Source organism: Micromonospora sp. LA-10 (assembly GCF_051853095.1).
Taxonomy (GTDB): domain Bacteria; phylum Actinomycetota; class Actinomycetes; order Mycobacteriales; family Micromonosporaceae; genus Micromonospora; species Micromonospora echinospora_A.
Genome location: NZ_CP195710.1, coordinates 5897057 through 5917347, shown reverse-complemented (window position 1 = coordinate 5917347; position 20291 = coordinate 5897057). Strand labels below are relative to the sequence as shown.

14 protein-coding genes, 1 tRNA gene and 1 pseudogene are annotated in these 20291 nt (G+C 74.7%); 11 read left to right on the top strand and 5 right to left on the bottom strand.

The window, feature by feature from the left end:
• Window positions 1-400 precede the first annotated feature (400 nt).
• On the top strand, window positions 401-667 hold the full coding sequence (locus ACSDG8_RS27765) for a hypothetical protein (protein ID WP_439427344.1): 267 nt from the start codon (window positions 401-403) through the stop codon (window positions 665-667).
• On the top strand, window positions 664-2346 hold the full coding sequence (locus ACSDG8_RS27760) for a recombinase family protein (RefSeq protein ID WP_439427343.1): 1683 nt from the start codon (window positions 664-666) through the stop codon (window positions 2344-2346). The genes ACSDG8_RS27765 and ACSDG8_RS27760 overlap by 4 nt, the downstream gene beginning before the upstream one ends.
• On the opposite strand, the gene ACSDG8_RS27755 is transcribed toward ACSDG8_RS27760, so the two are convergent.
• Window positions 2328-2411 (bottom strand) — tRNA-Leu (locus ACSDG8_RS27755). The two genes, ACSDG8_RS27760 and ACSDG8_RS27755, sit on opposite strands and share 19 nt — an antisense overlap.
• A gap of 248 nt (window positions 2412-2659) precedes the next feature.
• Between ACSDG8_RS27755 and ACSDG8_RS27750 the strand changes: the two are divergent.
• The 6 genes and pseudogenes from ACSDG8_RS27750 to ACSDG8_RS27725 form a co-directional block, all read left to right on the top strand.
• Window positions 2660-2785 (top strand): annotated as a pseudogene (locus tag ACSDG8_RS27750) (hypothetical protein); the annotation flags it as partial.
• A gap of 2811 nt (window positions 2786-5596) precedes the next feature.
• The gene (locus ACSDG8_RS27745) at window positions 5597-6421 is read left to right on the top strand and encodes a fibronectin type III domain-containing protein (protein WP_307856106.1); all 825 of its coding nucleotides are present in this window, start codon (window positions 5597-5599) and stop codon (window positions 6419-6421) included.
• 207 nt (window positions 6422-6628) lie between these two features.
• On the top strand, window positions 6629-9193 hold the full coding sequence (locus tag ACSDG8_RS27740) for a fibronectin type III domain-containing protein (RefSeq protein ID WP_439428076.1): 2565 nt from the start codon (window positions 6629-6631) through the stop codon (window positions 9191-9193).
• A gap of 25 nt (window positions 9194-9218) precedes the next feature.
• A complete protein-coding gene (locus tag ACSDG8_RS27735) occupies window positions 9219-10214 on the top strand; it encodes an AAA family ATPase (RefSeq protein WP_166457311.1) in 996 nt (331 codons plus the stop codon).
• Window positions 10215-10216: 2 nt separating this feature from the next.
• A complete protein-coding gene (locus ACSDG8_RS27730) occupies window positions 10217-11371 on the top strand; it encodes a DUF58 domain-containing protein (RefSeq protein ID WP_210942474.1) in 1155 nt (384 codons plus the stop codon).
• Window positions 11365-13653 carry a DUF3488 and transglutaminase-like domain-containing protein gene (locus tag ACSDG8_RS27725; RefSeq protein ID WP_439427342.1) on the top strand — a complete coding sequence of 763 codons (2289 nt, stop codon included), beginning with the start codon at window positions 11365-11367 and terminating at the stop codon, window positions 13651-13653. The genes ACSDG8_RS27730 and ACSDG8_RS27725 overlap by 7 nt, the downstream gene beginning before the upstream one ends.
• Window positions 13654-13678: 25 nt before the next feature.
• On the opposite strand, the gene ACSDG8_RS27720 is transcribed toward ACSDG8_RS27725, so the two are convergent.
• Window positions 13679-14479 (bottom strand): SDR family oxidoreductase, encoded by an 801-nt coding sequence (locus ACSDG8_RS27720; protein WP_439427341.1) that lies wholly within the window; start codon window positions 14477-14479, stop codon window positions 13679-13681.
• 1 nt (window position 14480) lies between these two features.
• Window positions 14481-15455 carry an LLM class F420-dependent oxidoreductase gene (locus ACSDG8_RS27715; protein ID WP_439428075.1) on the bottom strand — a complete coding sequence of 325 codons (975 nt, stop codon included), beginning with the start codon at window positions 15453-15455 and terminating at the stop codon, window positions 14481-14483.
• A gap of 144 nt (window positions 15456-15599) precedes the next feature.
• Here ACSDG8_RS27715 and ACSDG8_RS27710 point away from each other — a divergent pair, with 144 nt between their 5' ends.
• Both ACSDG8_RS27710 and ACSDG8_RS27705 read left to right on the top strand, forming a co-directional pair.
• Window positions 15600-16811: a low temperature requirement protein A gene (locus tag ACSDG8_RS27710; protein ID WP_439427340.1), complete on the top strand. Its 1212-nt coding sequence runs from the start codon at window positions 15600-15602 to the stop codon at window positions 16809-16811.
• Window positions 16812-16864: 53 nt separating this feature from the next.
• A complete protein-coding gene (locus ACSDG8_RS27705; protein ID WP_210942478.1) occupies window positions 16865-17704 on the top strand; it encodes a DUF1028 domain-containing protein in 840 nt (279 codons plus the stop codon).
• A 7-nt stretch (window positions 17705-17711) separates the two neighbouring features.
• Here ACSDG8_RS27705 and ACSDG8_RS27700 read toward each other — a convergent pair whose 3' ends face one another.
• On the bottom strand, window positions 17712-18383 hold the full coding sequence (locus ACSDG8_RS27700; RefSeq protein WP_210942503.1) for a maleylpyruvate isomerase N-terminal domain-containing protein: 672 nt from the start codon (window positions 18381-18383) through the stop codon (window positions 17712-17714).
• An 8-nt stretch (window positions 18384-18391) separates the two neighbouring features.
• On the bottom strand, window positions 18392-19273 hold the full coding sequence (locus tag ACSDG8_RS27695) for a phosphatase PAP2 family protein (protein ID WP_439427339.1): 882 nt from the start codon (window positions 19271-19273) through the stop codon (window positions 18392-18394).
• A gap of 92 nt (window positions 19274-19365) precedes the next feature.
• Here ACSDG8_RS27695 and ACSDG8_RS27690 point away from each other — a divergent pair, with 92 nt between their 5' ends.
• Complete coding sequence (locus ACSDG8_RS27690) at window positions 19366-20055, top strand: DUF3159 domain-containing protein (RefSeq protein ID WP_210942480.1); 690 nt, start codon at window positions 19366-19368, stop codon at window positions 20053-20055.
• Window positions 20056-20291: the final 236 nt, after the last annotated feature.

Here is a 20291-nt window from a genome sequence, read left to right as displayed (position 1 = left end):
AGCAAGTTGGCCCACCCGGGCGCCCAGCAAGCCGCGCCATCATGCGCTTGCCACCAACCTCGACGGCCGCCACCAACCAGCCTGGCGACCGCAGAGACGTAACGCCCACTGCTCAACGAGCGGCCGACGCCTGACGGCACCGGCCGCTTCTTCATGCCCGCCGGAGGAACCGGCACCGACCAACCCGAAGGACATCTCCCATGACAACCCACCCATGTGCCACGGCACGAGTCGCCAGCGCTACGAGCTGCAGAGGCACGATCCCGCCCAACCACGCCGCCAATGCTGGCATCGCCCTCCAATCCGCCCCCTCTCACAGCGAACTGACGGAGGCCGAGGAGCGAACGGTGCACGCCCACCGCAGCGTGTGCCGGCCGGGGCGACCGCCGGACGGAGGCGCATGACGCTGCCGCCCGACCACCAGGCCGAACATCACCAAGAGCCGGATTCGACCGCGCCGGCCGACGAGCGACTTGACCAACCCAGCGAAGACGACCGTTCATGGACGGTCGAGACCATCGACAGCAGCGCACCGCCCGGCGTCACCAGCGTGGTGGTACCCGGCCAGCCACCCGAACTGCACCCCGGCGCCGCTGCGGCCCTGCTGAAGATACTCAGACACATGAACGACCGCCGCACCGACAACTCGAACCGGGAGAACCGATGACCACCCCTCCACCGAAACCCTTCGCCTTCTACGGCCGCGTATCGACCGAGGACAACCAGGACCCCGAGTCCTCCCGCAGCTGGCAACTCAGCCGGGCAACAACCCTCATCCAGCCCCACAACGGCCAGATCACCGCCGAGTACTTCGACATCGGCCAGAGCCGTTCCCTGCCGTGGCAGCGCCGCCCGCACGCCAGCCGACTTCTCGCCGCGCTCCGCGACCCCGGACGCGGATTCTCCGCCGTCGTCGTCGGAGAGCCCCACCGAGCCTTCTACGGCAACCAGTTTGGTCTCACCGTGCCGCTGTTCGCCCACTACGGCGTCGAACTGTGGGTACCGGAGATCGGCGGCCCGATCGACCCGGACAACGAAGCCCACGAACTGGTGATGTCCGTCTTCGGCGGCATGAGCAAGGGCGAACGCAACCGGATCAAGCTGCGCGTCCGGACCGCCATGGCCGCCCAGACCCTGCTCGAAGGCCGCTACCTCGGGGGACGTCCCCCATACGGCTACACCCTGCAGGACCTGGGCCCTCACCCCAACCCGGCGAAGGCAGCCGACGGCAAACACCTACGCGGCCTCACCCCGGACCCACGGACCGCCCCTATCGTCCGCCAGATCTTTCACGAGTTCCTCAATGGCAGCGGCCTCTACGCCATCGCCGAAGCACTCACCAGCAACCACATCCCCTGCCCCTCCGCACACGACCGGGCCCGAAATCCGCACCGCAGCGGCATCGCCTGGTCCAAGAGCGCCGTGCGGGTCATCCTCACCAACCCCCGCTACACCGGACGGCAGGTCTGGAACAAACAACGCACCGACGAGGTCCTCCTCGACGTCGACGACGTCGCGCTCGGCCACACCGGAGTCATGCGCTGGAACCCGCGGGACAAGTGGGTCGTCTCCAAGAAGATCACCCACTCACCCATCATCGATGAAGCCACCTTCGAACAGGCGCAGGCACTGCTCGCACGACATCGATTGGGATTGGACATCCCGCAACGGCAACGCCGTGCCCGCAACCCGTACGTCTTCCGCGGCCTGATCTACTGCGCCGCCTGCAACCGCCGGATGCAGGGCCAGTACAACCACGGCGCCGCCTACTACCGCTGCCGCTTCCCCCAGGAATACGCCCTCGCCAACGACGTCACCCATCCTCGCAACGTCTACCTCCGCGAGGAGACCCTCACCGACCCACTCGACACCTGGCTCGCCACCGCATTCCACCCCGACCGCATCGAGAACACGATCACCGCGATGGCAGACGCCCAGCTGGGCGACCACCCATCCCCCGCCATCACCGCCGCCCGCGCGACCATCACCGAGTGCGACACGAAACTGCAGCGCTACCGGGCAGCCCTCGACGCCGGAGCCGACCCCTCGGTCGTCAGTAATTGGATAGCCCAGACACAGGCCGAACGGACCCGAGCCGAAACGAAGCTGCACGCAGGGAACTCCGCCGCACCACGCCGGATGACCCAGGAAGAGATCACCACGCTGGTCGAGGCCCTTGGGAACATCGTCACCGCGCTCCGCGACGCGGACCCCGCCGACAAAGCCGAGGTCTACCGCCAGCTGGGCCTGCGGCTGACATACCACCCTGAAGCGCAAACGGTGCACGCTGAAACCGATCTCAGCGCACACCGTGGGCCTATGGGTCGTGTCCGAGGGGGGACTTGAACCCCCACGCCCTATACGGGCACTAGCACCTCAAGCTAGCGCGTCTGCCATTCCGCCACCCGGACCTGCACGTACCAGCCTACTCGGTCGGCCAAAGTGATCATCTCACCGCATCGGCCGGCCTGGCGGGCCGCACGGGGCATTACTGTACACGGCCCGGAACGATCATGCACATCAGCTCCAGCTCGGCACGTTTGCGCAGGTCAGCACCCACAAGGATCGGGTGGGTAGCGCTCGACAGGCGATTCCGGGCAGCATTGCTCCCGTGTCCCACCCCTCCCCGTTGATCGCCACCCAGCACCAGGCCCTCGCGATGCGCGCCGCCGGCGACCTGACCAGCGCCCGCCGCCTGCTCGCCGACGCGATCGTCGCAGCCCGGCCGGCGTACGGCGAGGACCACCAGGACGTCCTGGCCACCGGCCACCTGCTGGCCCAGCTGCACCGCGAGGCCGACGACCCGGCCGCCGCCCGGCGCGTACTCGAAGAGGCCTATGCGGCCGGCGAGCGCCGCCGGAGCGCCGCCGACCCGCTGATGCTCGCGCTCAGCTTCGACCTCGCGGGGGTGGCCGAGGAGCTGGGCAACCGGCACGAGGCCCGCCGCAACTACAGCCGCGTGGCCACCGCCGGGCCCGCCGTGCTCGGTCCGGACCACCCCGCGGTACGCGCAGCCCGCCAGTACCTCGGCGGCTCCGCCGCCGCTCCCGCCGGCTACGGCCCACCTCCCGGCGGCTCCGCCGCCGCTGCCGGCCCGCATCCTGCTCCACCCCTTGCCGCGTACCCGCAACCGGGCCGACCCGGGCACCCCAATCCGTCCCTACCCGGGTACCCGAACCAGGGTCCGCCCGTTCACCCCGATCCGGCGCTGCCAGGAGGCCCCGGTCCGGTCCGGCCCGGTCAACCCGGTCCCGTCTCCTCCGGGCATCCTGGGCACGGAGTGTCCGAGCCCACCGTCTCGCTGCGGGCGGTCGCACCGCCGCACCCGCACGCTCCGGCGCCGCCCCGGCCCACGGCTCCGGGTACGCCCGCCGCGAGTCCGCCGGTGCCCGGTTCCCAGTGGGCTCCCCGCCCCGGCCCGGCGCCGCACGCCCCCCACGCCGGGCAGCCACCTCAGTACGCGCCGGACCCGCGGGTCGTCGCTCCGCCGCCTCCGGTGACGTCTGCCCCGCCGTACCAGCCTTCCGCTGCCAGGCCGGACGGACCGGCGAGTCCGTGGGCACCGCCCTCGCCGCCTGCGTCAGAGCCGACGACCCGGTTCGCGCCCATCACGGAGGAGGCCACCACCCGGTTCCCGGTAGTGCCCATCGAACCCACCGTCCCGGCGACGCCGCCCGCTGCCGGGGCGGCCCCGCAAGTTCCCGGTGTCCGCCCGGTGCCCCCGGCTCAAGGCGTCATCCCGGTTCCGCCGGCCCAGCGCGCCACGCAGGCTCCACCGGCGACGTACGGTCGACCGGCCGCCGCTCCCGGGGTGACCCCGGTGCCGCCACGCGCCCCCGTCACGCCCCCGCATCCGGCAACCGCCGGCACGTCGATGCCCGGACAGCCGACAGCGTCTCCCGTTCCCGGCCCGGCATCCTCGCCTGCCGACCCACACATCGCGCCTGTGTCAGCGCCGTCCGCCGCCACGCGTCCGGTACCGCCGACCGCCACCCCTACGCCTCCAATACCGCCGACGCCCGGTACCGCCGGCACTCCGCTTCCGCCTTCGCAGATGCCAGGCACGGCCGGTACGCCGCTGTCACCCCCGCAGCCGGGCACAACCGGTACGCCGCACCCCCAATCACAGGTGCCCGGAACCGCCGGCACGCCCCCGCAGGCTCCCTCACAGATGCCTGGAACCGCCGGCACGCCCCCGCTGCCGCCGCCGCGGATGCCCGAAACCCCCGGCGCTCCCCCGCTACCGCCCCCGCCGGTCATCCCGCCCCCGCCCGCCACGCCGATCACCGAGCCGCCCTCCGCCGGGATCACCCCGCCACCGTCGCGGACGCCCTCGGCGGGACTCGTGCCGCCGCCTCCGACCGTCCTACCGCCGCCGCCTCGCGTGCCGGCTCCGGCGAGCGGCGCGCTGCCACCACCGCCGGCCGTTCCGGTCGTCCCGCCGGTGTCGTCCCCGCCCGCCCCGCCACCGGTCGCCCCTCCGGCCTCGGCAGCGCCACCGGCGCCCGCCCCCAATTCAGTGGCCGAGTCGACGCCGGCAGCTGCCACCGCACCGACGCCGACCTCAACGCCGGTTCCGTCAGCGCCCACGCAGCAGGCGACCCCGAGGGCCGAGACGACCGCTCCCGTACGGCCCGCCGTGGACCGGGTGGTCGGCGACGACACGAGCGCTTCCGGCCGGGATACGACATCGTCTGTCCCCGGTGGACCTGGCTGGGACAAGCCGACGATCCAGGTGCAGCAGATCGGTCCGCTGCTGGAAGAGGAGGCAGCGCGCAGCGCCGCGACGGCTACCCCTGGCACGCCGGTCAAGCCCGCATCCGCCGGCACCGCCGGCGAACCCCCGGTCGGTGCACGGCCGGTCAGCAGTCCTCCGGCCAGCGGATCGGCCGACGGCTCAACGCCCGTCAGTGCACCACCGGTCAGCGCTTCCCGGGCCGGCTCGCCCGCGACGCCCGCAGCAAGCGCGCCGCCGGCGAGCACATCCCCGTTCGGCGGACCGCCGGTCAGTCCGTCGGCTGTGGGTGGCGGCGACGCTGCCGCGACCGTGAAGCAGCCGAGCGCGCCCTCGGCAGGCGCGCCGGACGTCCTCCGCGCACCCGCCGCAGGTGCGCCGGCAACAGACGGCGCACCACCGATCGCCGCACCCCGGACCAGCACTACGTCCACCAGCGCTGTGCCGGCCAACCCACCAGCCGCCAGCGCAATCCCGATCAGCGCACGGCCGATCGGATCGCCCTCGACGTCTCCGGTGAGCGCTCCCCCTGTGCACCCGGTCAGCGGGCCCGCCGGACGTTCGGTCAGTGGGCCTCCGGGGCCGCCGATCAGCGGACCACCCGGGCCCGGCTACCCGCCGCCGGTCAGCGGATCACCGGCACCCGGCTACCCGTCGCTGGTCAGTGGACCACCAGCACCACCTGTCAGCGGGCCTCCAGGACCGCCGATCAGCGTGCCACCAGCACCGCCGATCAGCGCGCCACCCGGACCCGCCTACCCACCGCCGATCAGCGGACCACCAGCGGGATATCAGCCGGTCAGCGGACCACCAGCGGCGTACCCGCCGGTCAGCGCTCCCCCCGGCACCTATCCACCGCCCGTGAGCGGACCACCCGCTGCACCCATCAGCGCCGCACCGGTCAGCGGCTCCTCCGTACCGCCGTGGGGCATGGTCGCGCCGCCGTGGAGCAGTGTCGCCCCGTCCCAGCCGGTCGACCGGCCCGCCGACCCCGAGCAGGACGCAGGCGAGCCTGACACGGACGAGCCGACGACCGGCGACGCGGCCGGACAGCTGGAAGGCGACGCGCCGGAGCGGAATCGGCCGATGCCGATCTACGAGGACCTGCTGGACTTTCCCGAGTCCACGCGACCGGAGCCGCCCGCCCAACCGGAGCCGGGCGCCTGGCCGGTGAACCCGCCGATGTTCCACCAGCCGGCGTCGGTCCAGCCGCAGGACGCGTACCCGATGGAGCCGGAGCGGCCGGGCCGCAACCGCACGGTCCTGGCCCTTGTGGTCGGGGGCGCGGTGCTCGCGGTGATCGCGGCGGTCGGTGTCGGCGCGGTGTTGCTGAACCGGGAGGCGGCACCGCCCCCGGCTCCCGTGCCCGCGTCCGGCGCCGCGTCGCCGAAGGTGGCGGGTCCGCCGCCGGGGGACCTGGCGTTGCGCGACGACACCACGACTGTCACGGTGTCCTGGAGCGACCCGACGAACGGTGGGGTGCCGTTCGTGGTGGCGGGTGGCCGGGCCGGGCAGAAGCTCGGGGTGATGGCCACTGTGGAGGCGGGGCAGACCCGCTACACGGTGAACGGGCTGAGCGCGAAGCTGGACTACTGCTTCACAGTGCTGGCCGTCTACTCGACCGATTCGTACGCGACCTCGGGTCAGGTCTGCACGGACCGGGAGGGCGACGCCACGCCGAACTGACGACCCAGGGGCGACACGCTCGGTGTCCACAGGGAGACGGTGCGGGTTTCACCGGCTCCGGGCGGCACCTATGATGGCTCCCGGCTCTGGGGAGGGTCGACCGCGCGCGGGCGGACCTCCCCCACCGACACGGGGAGGCAGCCGGCAGTGACCACCATCGAGGACGTCACGGGCACCGGGCCGGAGCCGGCCCGACCACGGTCGCGGATGCGGGGCGGGCTGGTGACCGTCGGCACGGTGGCCGCGCTGCTGGCCGCGATGGGCCTGACGGTGCTCGGGCTGGGCGCCGCCGACAACGCGGTGGCGAGCTTCGACGCCTCCTCCTGGTTGTGGAGCACCACCCGCAGCGAGCTGGCCCGGGTCAACGGCGTCACCGCGCGGGTGGACACCCGGATGGAGGTGCCGGGCGGGCGGCGGCACCAGATGCAGGTGACCCAGACCGACCGGCTGCTGATCCTGCGCGACCTCAAGACCGGCCAGGTCAGCTCGCTGGACCTGGCGACGCTGCAGATCACCGCGACCACGCCGACCGCGCCGGGCCTCGGGGTGAGCGTGGCGCTGCACGAGGACGCGGCGTTCGTGGTGGACGCGGTGCAGGGCATCGTCCGGCAGCTCGACCCGCGGGCGCTGACGCCGGTGGGCGAGCCGGTCCGCTACCCGCCGGGCATCACCGGCGGCGCGTTCGACGGCGCGGGCAAGCTGTGGATCGGGGTGCCGAGCGAGGGCACCGTCTCGGCGGTCACCGCCGCCGAACTGCCGGAGACGCCCGGTGACGCGCCGCCCGCCGGGCTCAGCCCGAAGCGCGTGGAGACGTACGACGTGGCGGAACCGGCACACGAGCTGGTGGTGTCCACGCTGGACGAGGGCGTGGCGGTGCTGGACCGCACCTCGACGTCGCTGGTCACGGTGGTGGGCGGCCGGACCACGCGGGCCGAGCTGACCATGACCGCACCGGGCTACCTGCCGCCACGTACCAGCGGGCAGCAGGTGCCGGTGACGGTTCCCGGTGAGCGGTCGGTGCACGTGGTGCGGGACAGCCGCGAGGTGAAGCGGTTCACGGTGCCGGGCGACGGCGTCCGGCTCAGCCCGGCGGTGGCGTGGGCGGGCCGGTTCTACTGCGCCGACGAGACGACCGGCACGGTCTACGCCTTCGACGCCGAGGGGCAGCTCGTGCAGACCGTGAAGGGCTCCGGCCGCCCCGGTCCGGTCGAGCTGGAGGTCCGCGAGAACCACCTGTTCATCAACCCGCCGGACTCGTCCACCGCGCAGGTGGTCGACGACCAGAACCGGGTGCGCGAGGTCAACAAGTACGCAAACGACGTGCTCGGCGGGGATCCGCCGCCGGTTGCTCCGCCGCCGCCCCCGCCGAAGAAGCCGAAGGTGGGCAAGCCGGGCGCGCCGAAGTCGGTCACCGCCGCCGCCGGCGACGCCTCGGCGCGGGTCAGCTGGCAGGCAGCCGCGTCGAACGGCGCCGAGATCACCAGATACGTGGTGGAGGGCGCCGGTCAGACCCGCCAGGTCGGCGCTAACCAGCGCTCGCTGGAGGTGACCGGCCTGACGAACGGCGAGACGTACACGTTCTCGGTGCGCGCGGTGAACGCCAAGGGTGAGGGGCCGGCGCGGCGCAGCAACCCGGTGGTGCCGACCGCGGAGGTGCCGGACCCGCCTGCGTCGGTGACCGCCGAGGCGCGGCCGGACGGCACGGTGCGGGTGAGCTGGACCGAGGCCGACGGCCAGGGCAACAAGATCGCGAAGTACGCGGTGACGGCGACCTCGGCGGGTGCGAGCGCCCCGGCCGGCGAGTCGGCGAAGACGGAGCTGGTGGTGCCGGCCGGGCAACTGGAGTACGGCACCCAGTACGCGTTCACCGTGACTGCGGTCAGCGAGAAGGGCGCCGGGTCGAAGGCGTCGCCGGTGAGCAACACGGTGGTGCCGTTCACGGTGCCGAAGGCGCCCGGTGAGCTGCGCGCGTCCACAGTCGCCGACCAGCCGGGCACTGTCGCGGTGCAGTGGTCCCCGGCGGTGGACAACGGCCGCCCGGTGACGAAGTACGTGGTGGAGGCGGCCGGGAAGTCCGTCGAGGTGACCGACGTGCGGGCCACTGTGGGCGGGCTGGGCAACGGGCAGAACGTGACGGTGAAGGTCAAGGCCGTGAACGAGGCCGGCGCCGGGCCGGAGGCGAGCACCACCGCGCGGACGGTGGCCGAGCCGCGGATCACGGTGACCGGATCGTCGGCGGACGCCACGTCGGTGACTGTGACGTTCACGGTGGACGCCGGTGGTGGGCGGACCACCTGCACGGCGGCGACCGGCGGGAAGACGGCGAGCGGCAGTTGTTCCAGCCTGCGGGTGACCGGTCTGACGCCGGGCACCGCGTACACGGTGACGCTGACCGCGTCAAACGCCGCCGGTAAGGGCACGGCCAGCCGCGCGCAGACCACCGACCCGGTGTACGGCATCGCCACCTGCAAGAACGGGCCGGACGGGGATCAGCGGACGTACTGCGACAAGGACGTGCCGGGCCGCAACGGCAACGAGATCTTCGAGGTCACCCGGCAGGACAACGACCGTCAGGCCGGCTGGGTGCCGGACGGCCGGCGGCTGCGCACGTACTGCAAGGCCAAGGGCGAGGACGTGGACGCCTGGATCTACAACAACAACAAGAAGAGCACCTGGTGGATCCAGGTGGAGTACAAGGGCAAGACGTACATTCCGTGGGCCTGGCTCAACCTGGAGGGCGGCGACGACCTCGACGTGCTGCCCACCTGCTGACCGCACCACCCCGAGAGGCGCATCCGTGAACACGCACGAACCGCTGAGCCAGCCGGAGGTGCAGGGCTTCGCCGCCCTGGCCGCCCGGCTGGCCGACAACGTCAACGCGGTCGTGCTGGGCAAGCCGCAGGTGGTGCGGCTGGCGCTGACCGCGCTGTTCGCGCAGGGGCACGTGCTGCTGGAGGACGTGCCGGGCGTCGGCAAGACCACGCTGGCGCGGGCGATCGCGGCGACGGTGAAGGGGCAGTGGCGGCGGATCCAGTTCACGCCGGACCTGCTTCCCTCCGACGTGTCAGGGGTGACCATCTTCAACCAGGCCAGCCGGGGTTTCGAGTTCCACCCGGGGCCGGTGTTCGCCAACATCGTGATCGCCGACGAGATCAACCGGGCGTCGCCGAAGACGCAGTCGGCGCTGCTGGAGGTGATGGAGGAACGCACCGTCACTGTGGACGGCGTACGCCACCCGGTGCCGCAGCCGTTCCTGGTGGTGGCGACGCAGAACCCGGTGGAGATGGACGGCACCTACCGGCTGCCCGAGGCCCAGCTCGACCGGTTCCTGGTGAAGCTGTCGGTCGGCTACCCGGACGAGGCGGTCGAGGTGGAGGTGCTGCGCGGCGCCACGGTCCGCTCCCCCGACTCGCTGACCGCTGTCACCGACACCGCCACCGTCGGCGAGATGGTGAAGATGGCGCGGCGGGTGCACATCGCCGAGCCGCTCTACGCGTACGCGGTGCGGCTGGCCGCTGCGACGCGTACCCATCCGCAGGTGCGGGTCGGGGTGAGTCCGCGCGGGGTGATCGCGCTGACCCGGGCGGCGTGCGCGTACGCGCTCATCGACGGCCGGGGCTGGATCATGCCGGAGGACCTGAAGGCACTCGTCGAGCCGGTGTTCGCGCACCGGCTGCTGCTCACCCCCGACGCGCAGGTGCGTGGTGTGACGTCCGCCGAGGTGCTGCGCCAGGCGGTGGCGTCGGTGCCGGTGCCGTTGCCGACGGGCCAGGCCACGCCGGTGCACGGCTGAGCGTGGGGATCACCGCCCGTGGCATCGGGCTGCTCGTCGCCGCCCTGGTGCTGCTCGGCGTGGGGTTCCGGTACGCATACCCGGAGCTGACGGTGCTCGGCGCGGCGGCCGGGGTCGCGGTCGGCTACGCCGTGGTGAACGCGGCCTGGCGGCCCCGGCTGAGCGTGACGCGGCGGGCCGACCCGGACCGGGTGGCCCGGGGTGAGCCGGCGGCGATGGAGTTGACGGTGCGCAACACCGGGCGGCTGCGGGCGGCGAACCTGGTGGCCGAGGACCGCTGCGCGGGGGCGCTGGTGCCGGTGCCGCTGCTGCGGTTGCGCCCGGGCCGGGACACTGTGGTGCGCTACGACGTGCCGACGCACCGGCGTGGGGTGGTGCCGGTGGGTCCGCTGCGGGTGGTGCGCCGGGATCCGCTGGGGTTGGTGGCGCTGGCGCGCGGCTACGGCGGCACGGTGCCGGTGTGGGTGCACCCGCGCATCCACCCGCTGTCCGCGGTGCCGACCGGCGCGGGGCGCAGCCTGGACGGGCGTACCGACAGCGTGCCGCACGGGTCGATCACGTTCGACTCGCTGCGGGAGTACGTGGTGGGCGACGAGTTGCGCCGCGTGCACTGGCGCACGAGCGCCCGGGTGGGCGAGCTGATGGTGCGGGAGAACGTGGACACCAGCCTGCCGCGCCTGGTGGTGGTGCTGGACAACCGCGCGTCCGCGCACCCGGGCCGCGCCGGTGGTGTCGCGGAGTCGTTCGAGGCGGCGTGCGAGGCGGCCGCGTCGGTGGTGGCCGCCGCGGTGCGGGAGGACCTGCCGGTGCAGCTGCTGCTCGTCGCACCGGCCGAGGTGGAGCCGGAGGGGGCGGCCGGGCCGCTGGACCGGCTCGCAGCGGTGGAGCTGGCGGTCGCCGGGCCGGACGTGCTGCCGGCCGCGACGGGGCGGCTGCGCCGGGACCGGCTCGGCGACACGCTGGTCTTCCTGACCGGGCCGGGTGGCCGCGACGATCTGGGGCACGTCGGCGCGCTGCGCGGCGCGTACCCGTCGGTGGTGGTCGGGATGTTCGGCGCGGACGGGCCGACGGCGGCCGGCGAGGCGGGCCTGGTGGTGCTGGACGCGGCGGACGGCGCGGCGTTCGCCGCCGAGTGGGACGGGGTCCGCCGGTGGTGACGCCGCCGCGGACGGAAGCGGCGGCGGAGCGCGTGGTCCGGGCGTTGCGGGCCGTGCCGGTCCCGGCCGCGCTGATCGTGCTGGTCGCGCTCTCCGGCGTGGTGCTGGGCCGGGTGTACGCCGATCCGCTGCTGACCCGCCTCATGGCCGGCGCGGCGGTCGGGTCGGTGCTGGTCAGCGTGGCCGCGCGGCGGTTGCCGTCCTGGCTGGTGGCGCCGCTGTCGGTGGCCGCGTTGGCCGGGTGGACGCTGCTGTCGCTGCGGCTGGCCGCCGTGCACGCGGCGCTGCCGGGCGGGCTCGGCGAGGTGACCGCCGACGCCGCCCGTAACGCGATTCCCCGGCTGCTCACCGCGATGATTCCGGTCGAGCCGGCCCCGGACACGGTGCTGGTGCCGGTGGTGGCGGCGTGGCTGGCGGGGCTGACCGCCGCCGAGGTGGCGCTGCGCGCCGGGCGGGTGCTGCTGGGCTACCTGCCGCCGGCGCTGCTCTACGCCGGCGCGCTCTACGTGGTCGGGCCGAACGCGGAACCGGCGGTCGGCCCGACGGTGGTGTTCGCGGCGGTCGCGGCGGCCGGCCTGGCGACGCCCGGACGCCGCGACGGCCCGGCGCCCGATCCGGTGGCCGCGCTGAGCCCTGCGGTACGCGCGGCGGTGCGGCTGCGGCTGGTCGCGGCGAGCGCGGCCGGGCTGGCGGTGGTGGTGGCGCTGGCGGCGCTGCTCGCCCCGGTGGTGGCCGCCCAGGTCGACGAGCGGCCGGTCGACCCGCGCCGCTACGTGGAGCCGCCCCGGGTGGAGTCGCTGGACGAGAACCCGCTGATCCGGATCTCCGGGTGGGCGCTGAACCCGGACCAGCGGCTGCTGGACGTGCGCACCGTCGCGGGCGCGGTCGACGGCGGGCCGCCCCGGATCCGGCTGGCGGTGCTCAGCGACTACGACGGCGTGACCTGGCGGGTGGGCGCGACGTACCGCAACGCGGGGCGGATCCTGCCCGCCACCGACCCGGCCCCGGGCGCCGCCACGGAGGCGGTGCGCCAGGAGATCACCGTGGCGGACCTGACCGGGCGGCTGCTGCCGGCGGTGCCCACGCCACGCGAGGTGAGCGGCGCGCGGGTGGCGTACGACCCGGCGACCGGCACCCTGATCCGCCCGGAAGGGCTCGCACCGGGGCTGCGGTACGAGGTGTCGTCGGTGCGGGAGCGCCCGGATGTGAACCTGCTGAGCACGGCGAACGTGCCCGCCGGTGACGAGGTGGCGCGGGTGCTGCGGGTGCCCGACGGAGCGCCGGAACCGTTGCGCCGGCTGGCCACCCAGCTCGCCGAGTCCAACGGTGCCCCGTACGCGCGCGCCGACGCGATCGCCACGTTCCTCGCCGAGCACTACCGGGTGACAGCGGACGCGCCGAGCGGGCACGCGTACCCGAATTTGGCGTTCTTCCTGTTCGGACCGCGTAACGGCGGCGGTCAGCGGGGCACGTCGGAGCAGTTCGCCGCCGCGTTCGCGGTGCTCGGCCGCCTCGCCGGCCTACCCACCCGGGTGGTGGTCGGGTTCGGGCCGAAGGGCGACGGGCCGGTGCGGGCCGCCGACGCGTACGCCTGGCCGGAGGTGCTGTTCGACGGCGCCGGCTGGGTGCCGTTCGACCCGATGCCGCGTCCGGACTCCGAGCCCCGCCCGGTGGAGGAGGACTTCCGGCCGCAGCCGGAGGACCCGCCGCCGTCGGAGGTGCCCGCGCCCACCAAGGAGCCGAGCGCCACGCCCCCGGCCGCCGCGCCCGCGCCCGGCCGGAGCGAGGGTGGGCTCGGCACGCCGGTGCTGGTCGGCGGTGGTGCCGGTGGCCTGCTGCTGGGGGTCGGGGCGGTGCTGGCGGCGCTGGTCGCGATGCGCCGGCGGCTGACCCGCTCCCGTCTCGCAGTGGGCGACCCTGGCGAGCGGGTCGCGGGCGCGTGGCGGGAACTGACCGACGCGCTACGCCTGGCCGGGCACCCGGTCGGGCCGGACCTGGCGGCGGCCGAGGTCGCCGAGCGGGCCCGCCGGACGCTCGCCGAGGCCCGCGCGGCGCGGTCCGGACAGGGCGCGGCGATCGACGCCCCGGACGGCGCTGCGGTCAACGAGCTGGCCGATCTGCTCAACCAGGCGGGCTTCGCGCCGGGCAGCGTCACGCCGGAACAGGCGGACCGGGCCGCAGGACTCAGCGTCGGCTTCGCCGACGCGCTGCGCGCGGCCCGGTCGTGGTGGCGACAGGTGCTGTGGACGGTCCATCCGGGGCCGCTACGGTGGCGACGCTGACCGGAGCGCCCGTGACGTGCCGGGCTCAGCGGTCGGCGGCGCGCAGCTTGCGGACGAGTTTGCGCAGCCCGGCCTGCCACCCGTCCGGGTCCTCGGCGCGCCGGCGGGCGTAGTCGGCCACCTCGGGGTGCGGCAGGATCAGGAACCGTTCCTCGGCCAGCCCGGCGATCACCGCGTCGGCGACCTGGTCGGGGCTGAGGATCGTCCCGGACGCGGCGATCACCCGGGCGCCCAGGTGCCCCTCGGTGAGGCCGTCGGCGAGCATCGGGGTGTCCACGCCCTGCGGGCAGAGCGCGCTGACCCGGATCCCGGCGTCCCGGTAGGTGACCGCCAGCCATTCGGCGAGGCCCACCGCGGCGTGCTTGGTGGCGGTGTACGGCGCGTCGCCGACCGCGGTGAGCAGGCCCGCCGCCGAGCAGGTGAGCAGCAGGTGGCCCTGGCCCCGGCTGAGCATGCCGGGCAGCACCGCGCGGGCGCTGTGCAGGTGCCCGAGCACGTTGACCCGCCAGGCGCGGTCCCAGTCGGCGTCCGGCGCGTCGATGCCGCCGCCGGTGGCGACTCCGGCGTTGGCGCAGAACAGGTCGATCCGTCCGTGGCGGCGCTCGGTGTCGTCGACGAGCGCGCGTACCGCCGTCTCGTCGGTGACGTCGAGCCCGACACCGGTGGCCACCGGGCCGATCGCCTCGGCTGTGGCGCGGGCCGCGTCGGCGGCCAGGTCGGCCAGGACGACGGCGGCGGCGCCCTCGGCGGCGAAGCGGCGGCCCAGCGCCGCGCCGATCCCGCCGGCCCCGCCGGTGATCACCACTACCCGGTCGGTCAGGTTCATCTCAGGCCGCCTTTCCGGGGCCGAGCCGGGGCAGCAGGTCCATCCAGGCGGCCGCGCCGCCCTCGGTGATCTCGGGCGTGGGCAGCACGGCCAGCACCGGCACGTCGACGCCGTTGTCGGCGTAGCGGCGGACCGCGGCCGCGCACTGCTCGGGTGAGCCGTGCAGCACCAGCGCGTCGACCACCTCGTCCGGTACGGCGGCGGAGGCGCCACGCCGGTCCCCGGCGGCCCATGCCTGCCACATCGGACCGAGCGAGTCCTCGCGGCCCAGCCACCTGTGGAAGGCCGCGTACGCGGGCACGGTGAGGTAGCCGGTGATCATGCGGCGGCCCAGCGCGCGGGCGTACGCGGCGTCCTCGGTGGGGCAGACGAAGATGCGGGCCGCCACCTCGAACCCGGGGCGGCGCTCGCCCACCTCGGCGAGCGCTGTCGGCACGTCCTCGGCGGCCAGCCAGTTGAGGATCACCCCGTCGGCCCCGGCGGCGGCCAGGCGCAGCATGCCGGGGCGCAGCGCGGCCAGCACGACCGGCGGCGGCACGCTCGGCGGGCGTTCCAGTGTGAAGCGCCGTACGGCGAACGTGTCGAACGCGCCGTCGACGGTCTCGCCGCGCAGCGCGGCCCGCAGGAAGCGCAGCACGTCGCGGGTCCGTTTGAACGGCTCGTCGAATTCAATCGCGTTCCAGTCCCGGACCAGCACCGGCGACGAGGCGCCGACGCCGAGCGCGAAGCGGCCCGGCGCGGCCTCGGCCAGCGCGGCGGCGCTCATCGCCAGCAGTCCCGGGCCGCGGGTGAACACCGGCGTGATAGCGGTGCCGAGGCGCAGCCGCGGCGACCAGGCGGCGGCCAGGGCCAGCGGGGTGAACGCGTCGGCGCCGGCCACCTCCGAGGACCACACGTCGGTGAACCCGGCGTCGTCCAGGGCCGCGTAGACCGCGGCATGGTCGGCGAGCGGAATCCCGCCCAACGGCACTGTCATGCCCCATCGGTTCGTCACCCGTCGATGGTGCCCGTCCGGCACCGCCGCGAGCAAGATCCAGGCTGATATGGGCGATCAGGGCCGAGACGCCGGGAAAGAGTGTTACGACTGCCGGATGAGGCGGACCGGGGACGGGACGGCGCGGTGAGGACCGCCGAGCCGGCCGCGCTGCGCACCTCCGGCGGCGGACCCGGCCGGGCCACGTTCCTGGAGCTCTTCTTCGACCTGGTCTACGTGTTCGCGCTGACCCGGATCTCGGCGCGCGCCTTCGAGGACCTGGTGCTGGAGGGCGGGCAGACCGGCTGGTCGGCGGTGACCGGCGGCGGCAAGACGCTGCTGCTGCTGCTCGCGCTCTGGGGCGTCTGGCAGGGCACGGCGTGGACGACGAGCCGCTACGACCCGCACCACCTGTGGTTGCAGGTCATCGTGATCACCGCGCTGATCTCCGCGATGGTGATGGGAGTGGCGGTCCCCCGCGCGTTCGGCCACAGCGGCCTGATGTTCGCCACCGCGTACGTGGTGGCCCAGGTGAGCCGTCCGGCGATCCTCATGCTGGTGCTGCACAAGGCCCAGTACCGCCGGCTCAAGCTGCGTATGCTGATCACGTTCGCGGCGACCGGCGTGCTCTGGCTGGCCGGCGCGCTGCTGCCGGTGAACGCCCGGGTGGTGCTCTGGAGCACGGCGATGCTGCTGGAGTACCTCGGCGGCCGCTTCGGCTGGCCGGTGCCGGGCCTGGGCCGCTCGACGGTCTCCCGCTGGGACATCCACGGCGAGCACCTGGCCGAGCGCTACCAGCAGATCTTCCTGGTCGCGCTCGGCGAGACGATCCTGCTCGCCGGCCTGTCGTTCACCCGCTCCACCACCAGCCCGGGCATGGTCACCGCGTTCGCCGTCGCGCTCGCCACCTCGGTGCTGCTGTGGCGGATCTACGTGCAGCGGGCCGGGCAGATCCTGGGCGAGGCGGTGACCCGGGCCGCGCACCCGGCCACCGTCGGCCGCTCCGCCGCCGACACCCACCTGGTCATGGTGATCGGCGTGGTCGCCACCGCGATCGGCTACGAGCTGGTGATCGAACACCCGGTCGGGCACAACGAGCTGCCCTGGCTGGCCGTGATCGTCGGTGGTCCGGCGCTGTTCCTGGCCGGCCGGGCCCGCTTCGAGTACGAGGTGTTCGGCCGCGTCTCCCCGTCCCGGCTGGTGGGCCTCGCCGCGCTGCTGCTGCCCGTACCGCTGCTGGTGCGTCTCGCGCCGCTCGTCGCGGCGGGCTTCGCCGCGGCGGTCCTGACGGCTGTCGCGGTGGCCGACGCCCGGCGTGCATGGGGCCGCCCCCCGGAGGACGCGGCGCCGCCGTTCTGAGCGGTGCCGCCGGAGCGGGGTTCCGCGCCCGCCCTGCGGGCTACGATCCGCGCGTGACCTTCTCGCTCGTCGCCCGCTCCGCCGACGGGCGCCTGTTCGGAGTGGCAGTGGCCAGCCGGTTCCTCGCCGCCGGGGCGCTGGTGCCGGCCGCCGAGGCGCTGGTGGGGGCGGTCGCCACCCAGGCGCACGCCAACCTCGCCTACCGGGCGCAGGCGCTCGCGCTGCTGCGTACCGGCGTCAGCGCCGTCGACGCGGTGGCCGGGCTGGTCGCAGCCGACCCGGGACGCGACGACCGGCAGCTCGCCGTGGTCGGGGCGACCGGCGACGGTGCCACCTGGACCGGGCCACGCTGCCACCCGTGGGCCGGCGGGCAGGCCGGCGACGGCTGGGCCGCGCAGGGCAACATCCTGACCGGCCCGCAGGTGATCGACGCGCTGCGCGACGCCTGGCTGGCCCGCGAGGACCTGCCGTTCCCGCAGCGCCTGCTGGCCGCGCTCACCGCCGGCGACGCGGCCGGCGGCGACCGGCGCGGGCGGCAGAGCGCGGCGATGCTCGTGGTGCAGCGCCACGGCGGCTACGCCGGGACCGGCGACGAGCTGGTGGACCTGCGGGTGGACGACCATGTGGACCCGGTCTCCGAGCTGCGCCGCCTGCTCGGCATCCACCACATGCTGTTCGGCCGCCCCGACCCGGCCACGCTGCGCGACCTCACCGGCCCGCTCGCCGCCGAGGTGGCCGAGCTGCTCGCCGCCACCGGGCACCCGGTCGGCCCGGCCGGCCTGGACGAGGCGCTGGCCGCCTGGACGGGTCTGGAGAACCTGGAGGAACGCTTCGTGCCCGGCCGGATCGACCCGATCGTGCTGGACCACCTGCGGCGCTGCGCGGCGCGCTGACGAAGGCTCAGCCGCCGAAGGCCAGCCGGCCGATGCCGGCGCGGGTCAGCTCGGCGCGCTCCTCGCCGGTGATGGTCAGCCGCCCGGTGGCCTTGCGCAGCACGATGAGCGCGTCCCAGCGCAGGCCCGGCGGCACCGGCGCGCCGCCGGTGAGCACGCCGACCACCACGTCCGCCGCCGCCGGGGTCAGCCACGGCGTCCGGTCCAGCGCGTCGGCCAGGTCCAGGCCGTGCACCGCGACCTCCACCACCCGGGTACGCAGGAACTCCGGCAGCGCCATCGCGTCACCGTGGCGGGTGCGTACCACCCGTGCGGGCGGCTCGGCGGCGACCGCCTCGTCGGTGGCGCGCCAGGCCCGGCCGAACTCCCGGGCCACCTCGGCCGCGCCGGGGTGCTCCCGGGCCGCACGCTGTGCGCCCTCGACGCGGTCCCGGTCGACCGGCGGGCTGAACTTGGCCGCGCCGAAGTAGGCGGCCGCGTCCACCTCGGCCCGGCGCGGCGCGGGTTCGGCGAGCATCCCGGCCAGGCGTCCGGCCCCGGTGCTCACGTGTGCGATCAGGTCGCGTACCCGCCACGGCGGGCACGGCGTGGGCCGGTCCAGCGCGGTGTCGTCCAGGTCGCGCAGCACCCGCTCCAGGCGGTCGCACTCGGCCCGGAACGCCGCCCGCACCGTCTCCATCCGCCGGGTCAGCCCTTCCACCGGGGCACCAGCCGGTGCACCACGACCAGCACCAGCGCGGCCACCACGGCGATCGTGCCGCCGATGCCGGCCGCGCTGCCCGCGTATCCGACGAAGAGCTGACGGCGGCTGAGGGCCTCGACGGGGATCGTGGAGCGGTCCACCAGCCAGGACAACGCCAGCGCGGAGCCCAGCAGCGCCACCACGCCGGCGCCGCCGAGCACGGCGGCCGCGACCCGGTGCGCGTCGCCGGGCTCGACCACCGCCTGCTCCCGCTGGAAGACCAGCAGCATCAGCCCGGCGACCGCGGCCCACGCGCCGACCACGAGGTACGCGGCGACCGCGTCGCTGGGCCGGTGCCAGCCGGCGGAGAGCGTGGCGACGCCCGCGGCGGCGGCGTACCCGGCGCCGAGGAACGCCCCGGCCGCCCGCAGCTTGCGGGGCAGCACCAGGATCAGCGCGACCGCCACCGATGCGGCCACCGAGGTGTGGCCGCTGGGCAGGCTGTTGCCGGCGGCGGCCCGCTCCGGGTCGATGCCGAAGTCCGGCCGGACCAGGAAGTGCTTGAGCAGTTGCGTGGTCACGTTCGCCCCGGCGATCAGCAGCGTCGCGGTGACGGCCAGCGCCTTGCGGCCCCGGATCAGCGCGATGAAGCCGATCACCGCGGTCGCGGCCAGCAGCGACACCACGGACATGGCGTTGAGGAGCGTGTCCACCGGACCGTCGATGCGGTCCTGGCCGATCCGGTTGCCGGTCAGCGCCACCGTGTCCAGCCACTGGCCCAGTTCGGTGTGCACGGCGAAGCGCCACACCAGCACGAACGCAGCTGTCTGCAGCAGGGCCAGTACGACCAACCAGACCGCCGTCCAACCCCTCGCCGTCTCCCGCACCCGGACAACTTAACGGTAGGGCCGCCCACGCGCGCGGCGGAGCGCCATCGGCTGCGGCGTACGGTGAGGCGGGCGATTCGAGGAGGTGGGGCGTGACCGGCACGCCGCAGCGGGAACCGGAGGCCGGGCCACGGCCGGAGTCGCTGGCCGACCTGCTCGGCGGCCGGCGCGGGGCGGTCGACGCCACGCTGCCCCCGCTCGCGTTCGGGCTCGGCTGGGTGCTCGGCGGGCTGGGCGGCGGCGTGCTCGCCGCGGTGCTGACCGGCACGGCGGTGGCGGGCTGGCGGTGGCGGCGCGGTGACCGTCCCCGCTCGGTGCTGATCGGGCTGCTCGCGGTCTGCGTGGCCGCGCTCGTCGCGTTGCGTACCGGCCGGGCCGAGGACTTCTTCCTGCTCCAGATCGCCGCCAACGCGGCGAGCGCGCTGGCCTGGGCGGTGAGCATCGTGGTGCGCTGGCCGCTGCTCGGCGTGGTGGTCGGCACGGCGCTGGGCCAGCGGACCCGGTGGCGGCGTGACCCGGCGCTGCTGCGGGCGTACGGCCGGGGCAGTTGGGTGTGGGCGGGCACCTACGCGCTGCGGCTGGCGGTGTTCATCCCGCTGTGGCTGGAGGGGCAGGTGGTCGCGCTCACCGTGGCGCGGGCGGCGCTCACCTGGCCGCTGATCGCGGCGGCGCTGGCGTCGAGCTGGGTGGTGATCCGGCGGTCGTTGCCGGCCGGGCATCCGGGACTGCGGCACCCGGTGACGGCGCCGGCTTCCGGCGGTGGGCCGGCCCGGGAAGAGTAATGGAGAGGCCGCCACGGGGGGAGCGGCCTCTCCGTCAAATACGTTACTCCGTCCACGGCCCGGATGTGATCCCGTGGACCGCTGATTTTTGCGTGCCTTTTCGCGCCATGGGTCGTCGCCGGGCGGAGTGGTGGGCCGGCCGGTCCGCTGCGTCGGCCGGACGGCGGGCCCACCCGGCCTGACCGTGGGCGTCAGGCCGTCCACCGACCCGGCCGCTCCGTTCCCCCATCGGCCGG

Excerpts from the sequence above, each read along its gene's own strand:
- ACSDG8_RS27765 (WP_439427344.1), top strand. The coding sequence starts at position 401 with ATGACGCTGCCGCCCGACCACCAGGCCGAACATCACCAAGAGCCGGAT.
- ACSDG8_RS27760 (WP_439427343.1), top strand. The coding sequence starts at position 664 with ATGACCACCCCTCCACCGAAACCCTTCGCCTTCTACGGCCGCGTATCG.
- ACSDG8_RS27740 (WP_439428076.1), top strand. The coding sequence starts at position 6,629 with ATGCGGGGCGGGCTGGTGACCGTCGGCACGGTGGCCGCGCTGCTGGCC.
- ACSDG8_RS27720 (WP_439427341.1), bottom strand. The coding sequence starts at position 14,479 with ATGAACCTGACCGACCGGGTAGTGGTGATCACCGGCGGGGCCGGCGGG.
- ACSDG8_RS27715 (WP_439428075.1), bottom strand. The coding sequence starts at position 15,455 with ATGACAGTGCCGTTGGGCGGGATTCCGCTCGCCGACCATGCCGCGGTC.
- ACSDG8_RS27700 (WP_210942503.1), bottom strand. The coding sequence starts at position 18,383 with ATGGAGACGGTGCGGGCGGCGTTCCGGGCCGAGTGCGACCGCCTGGAG.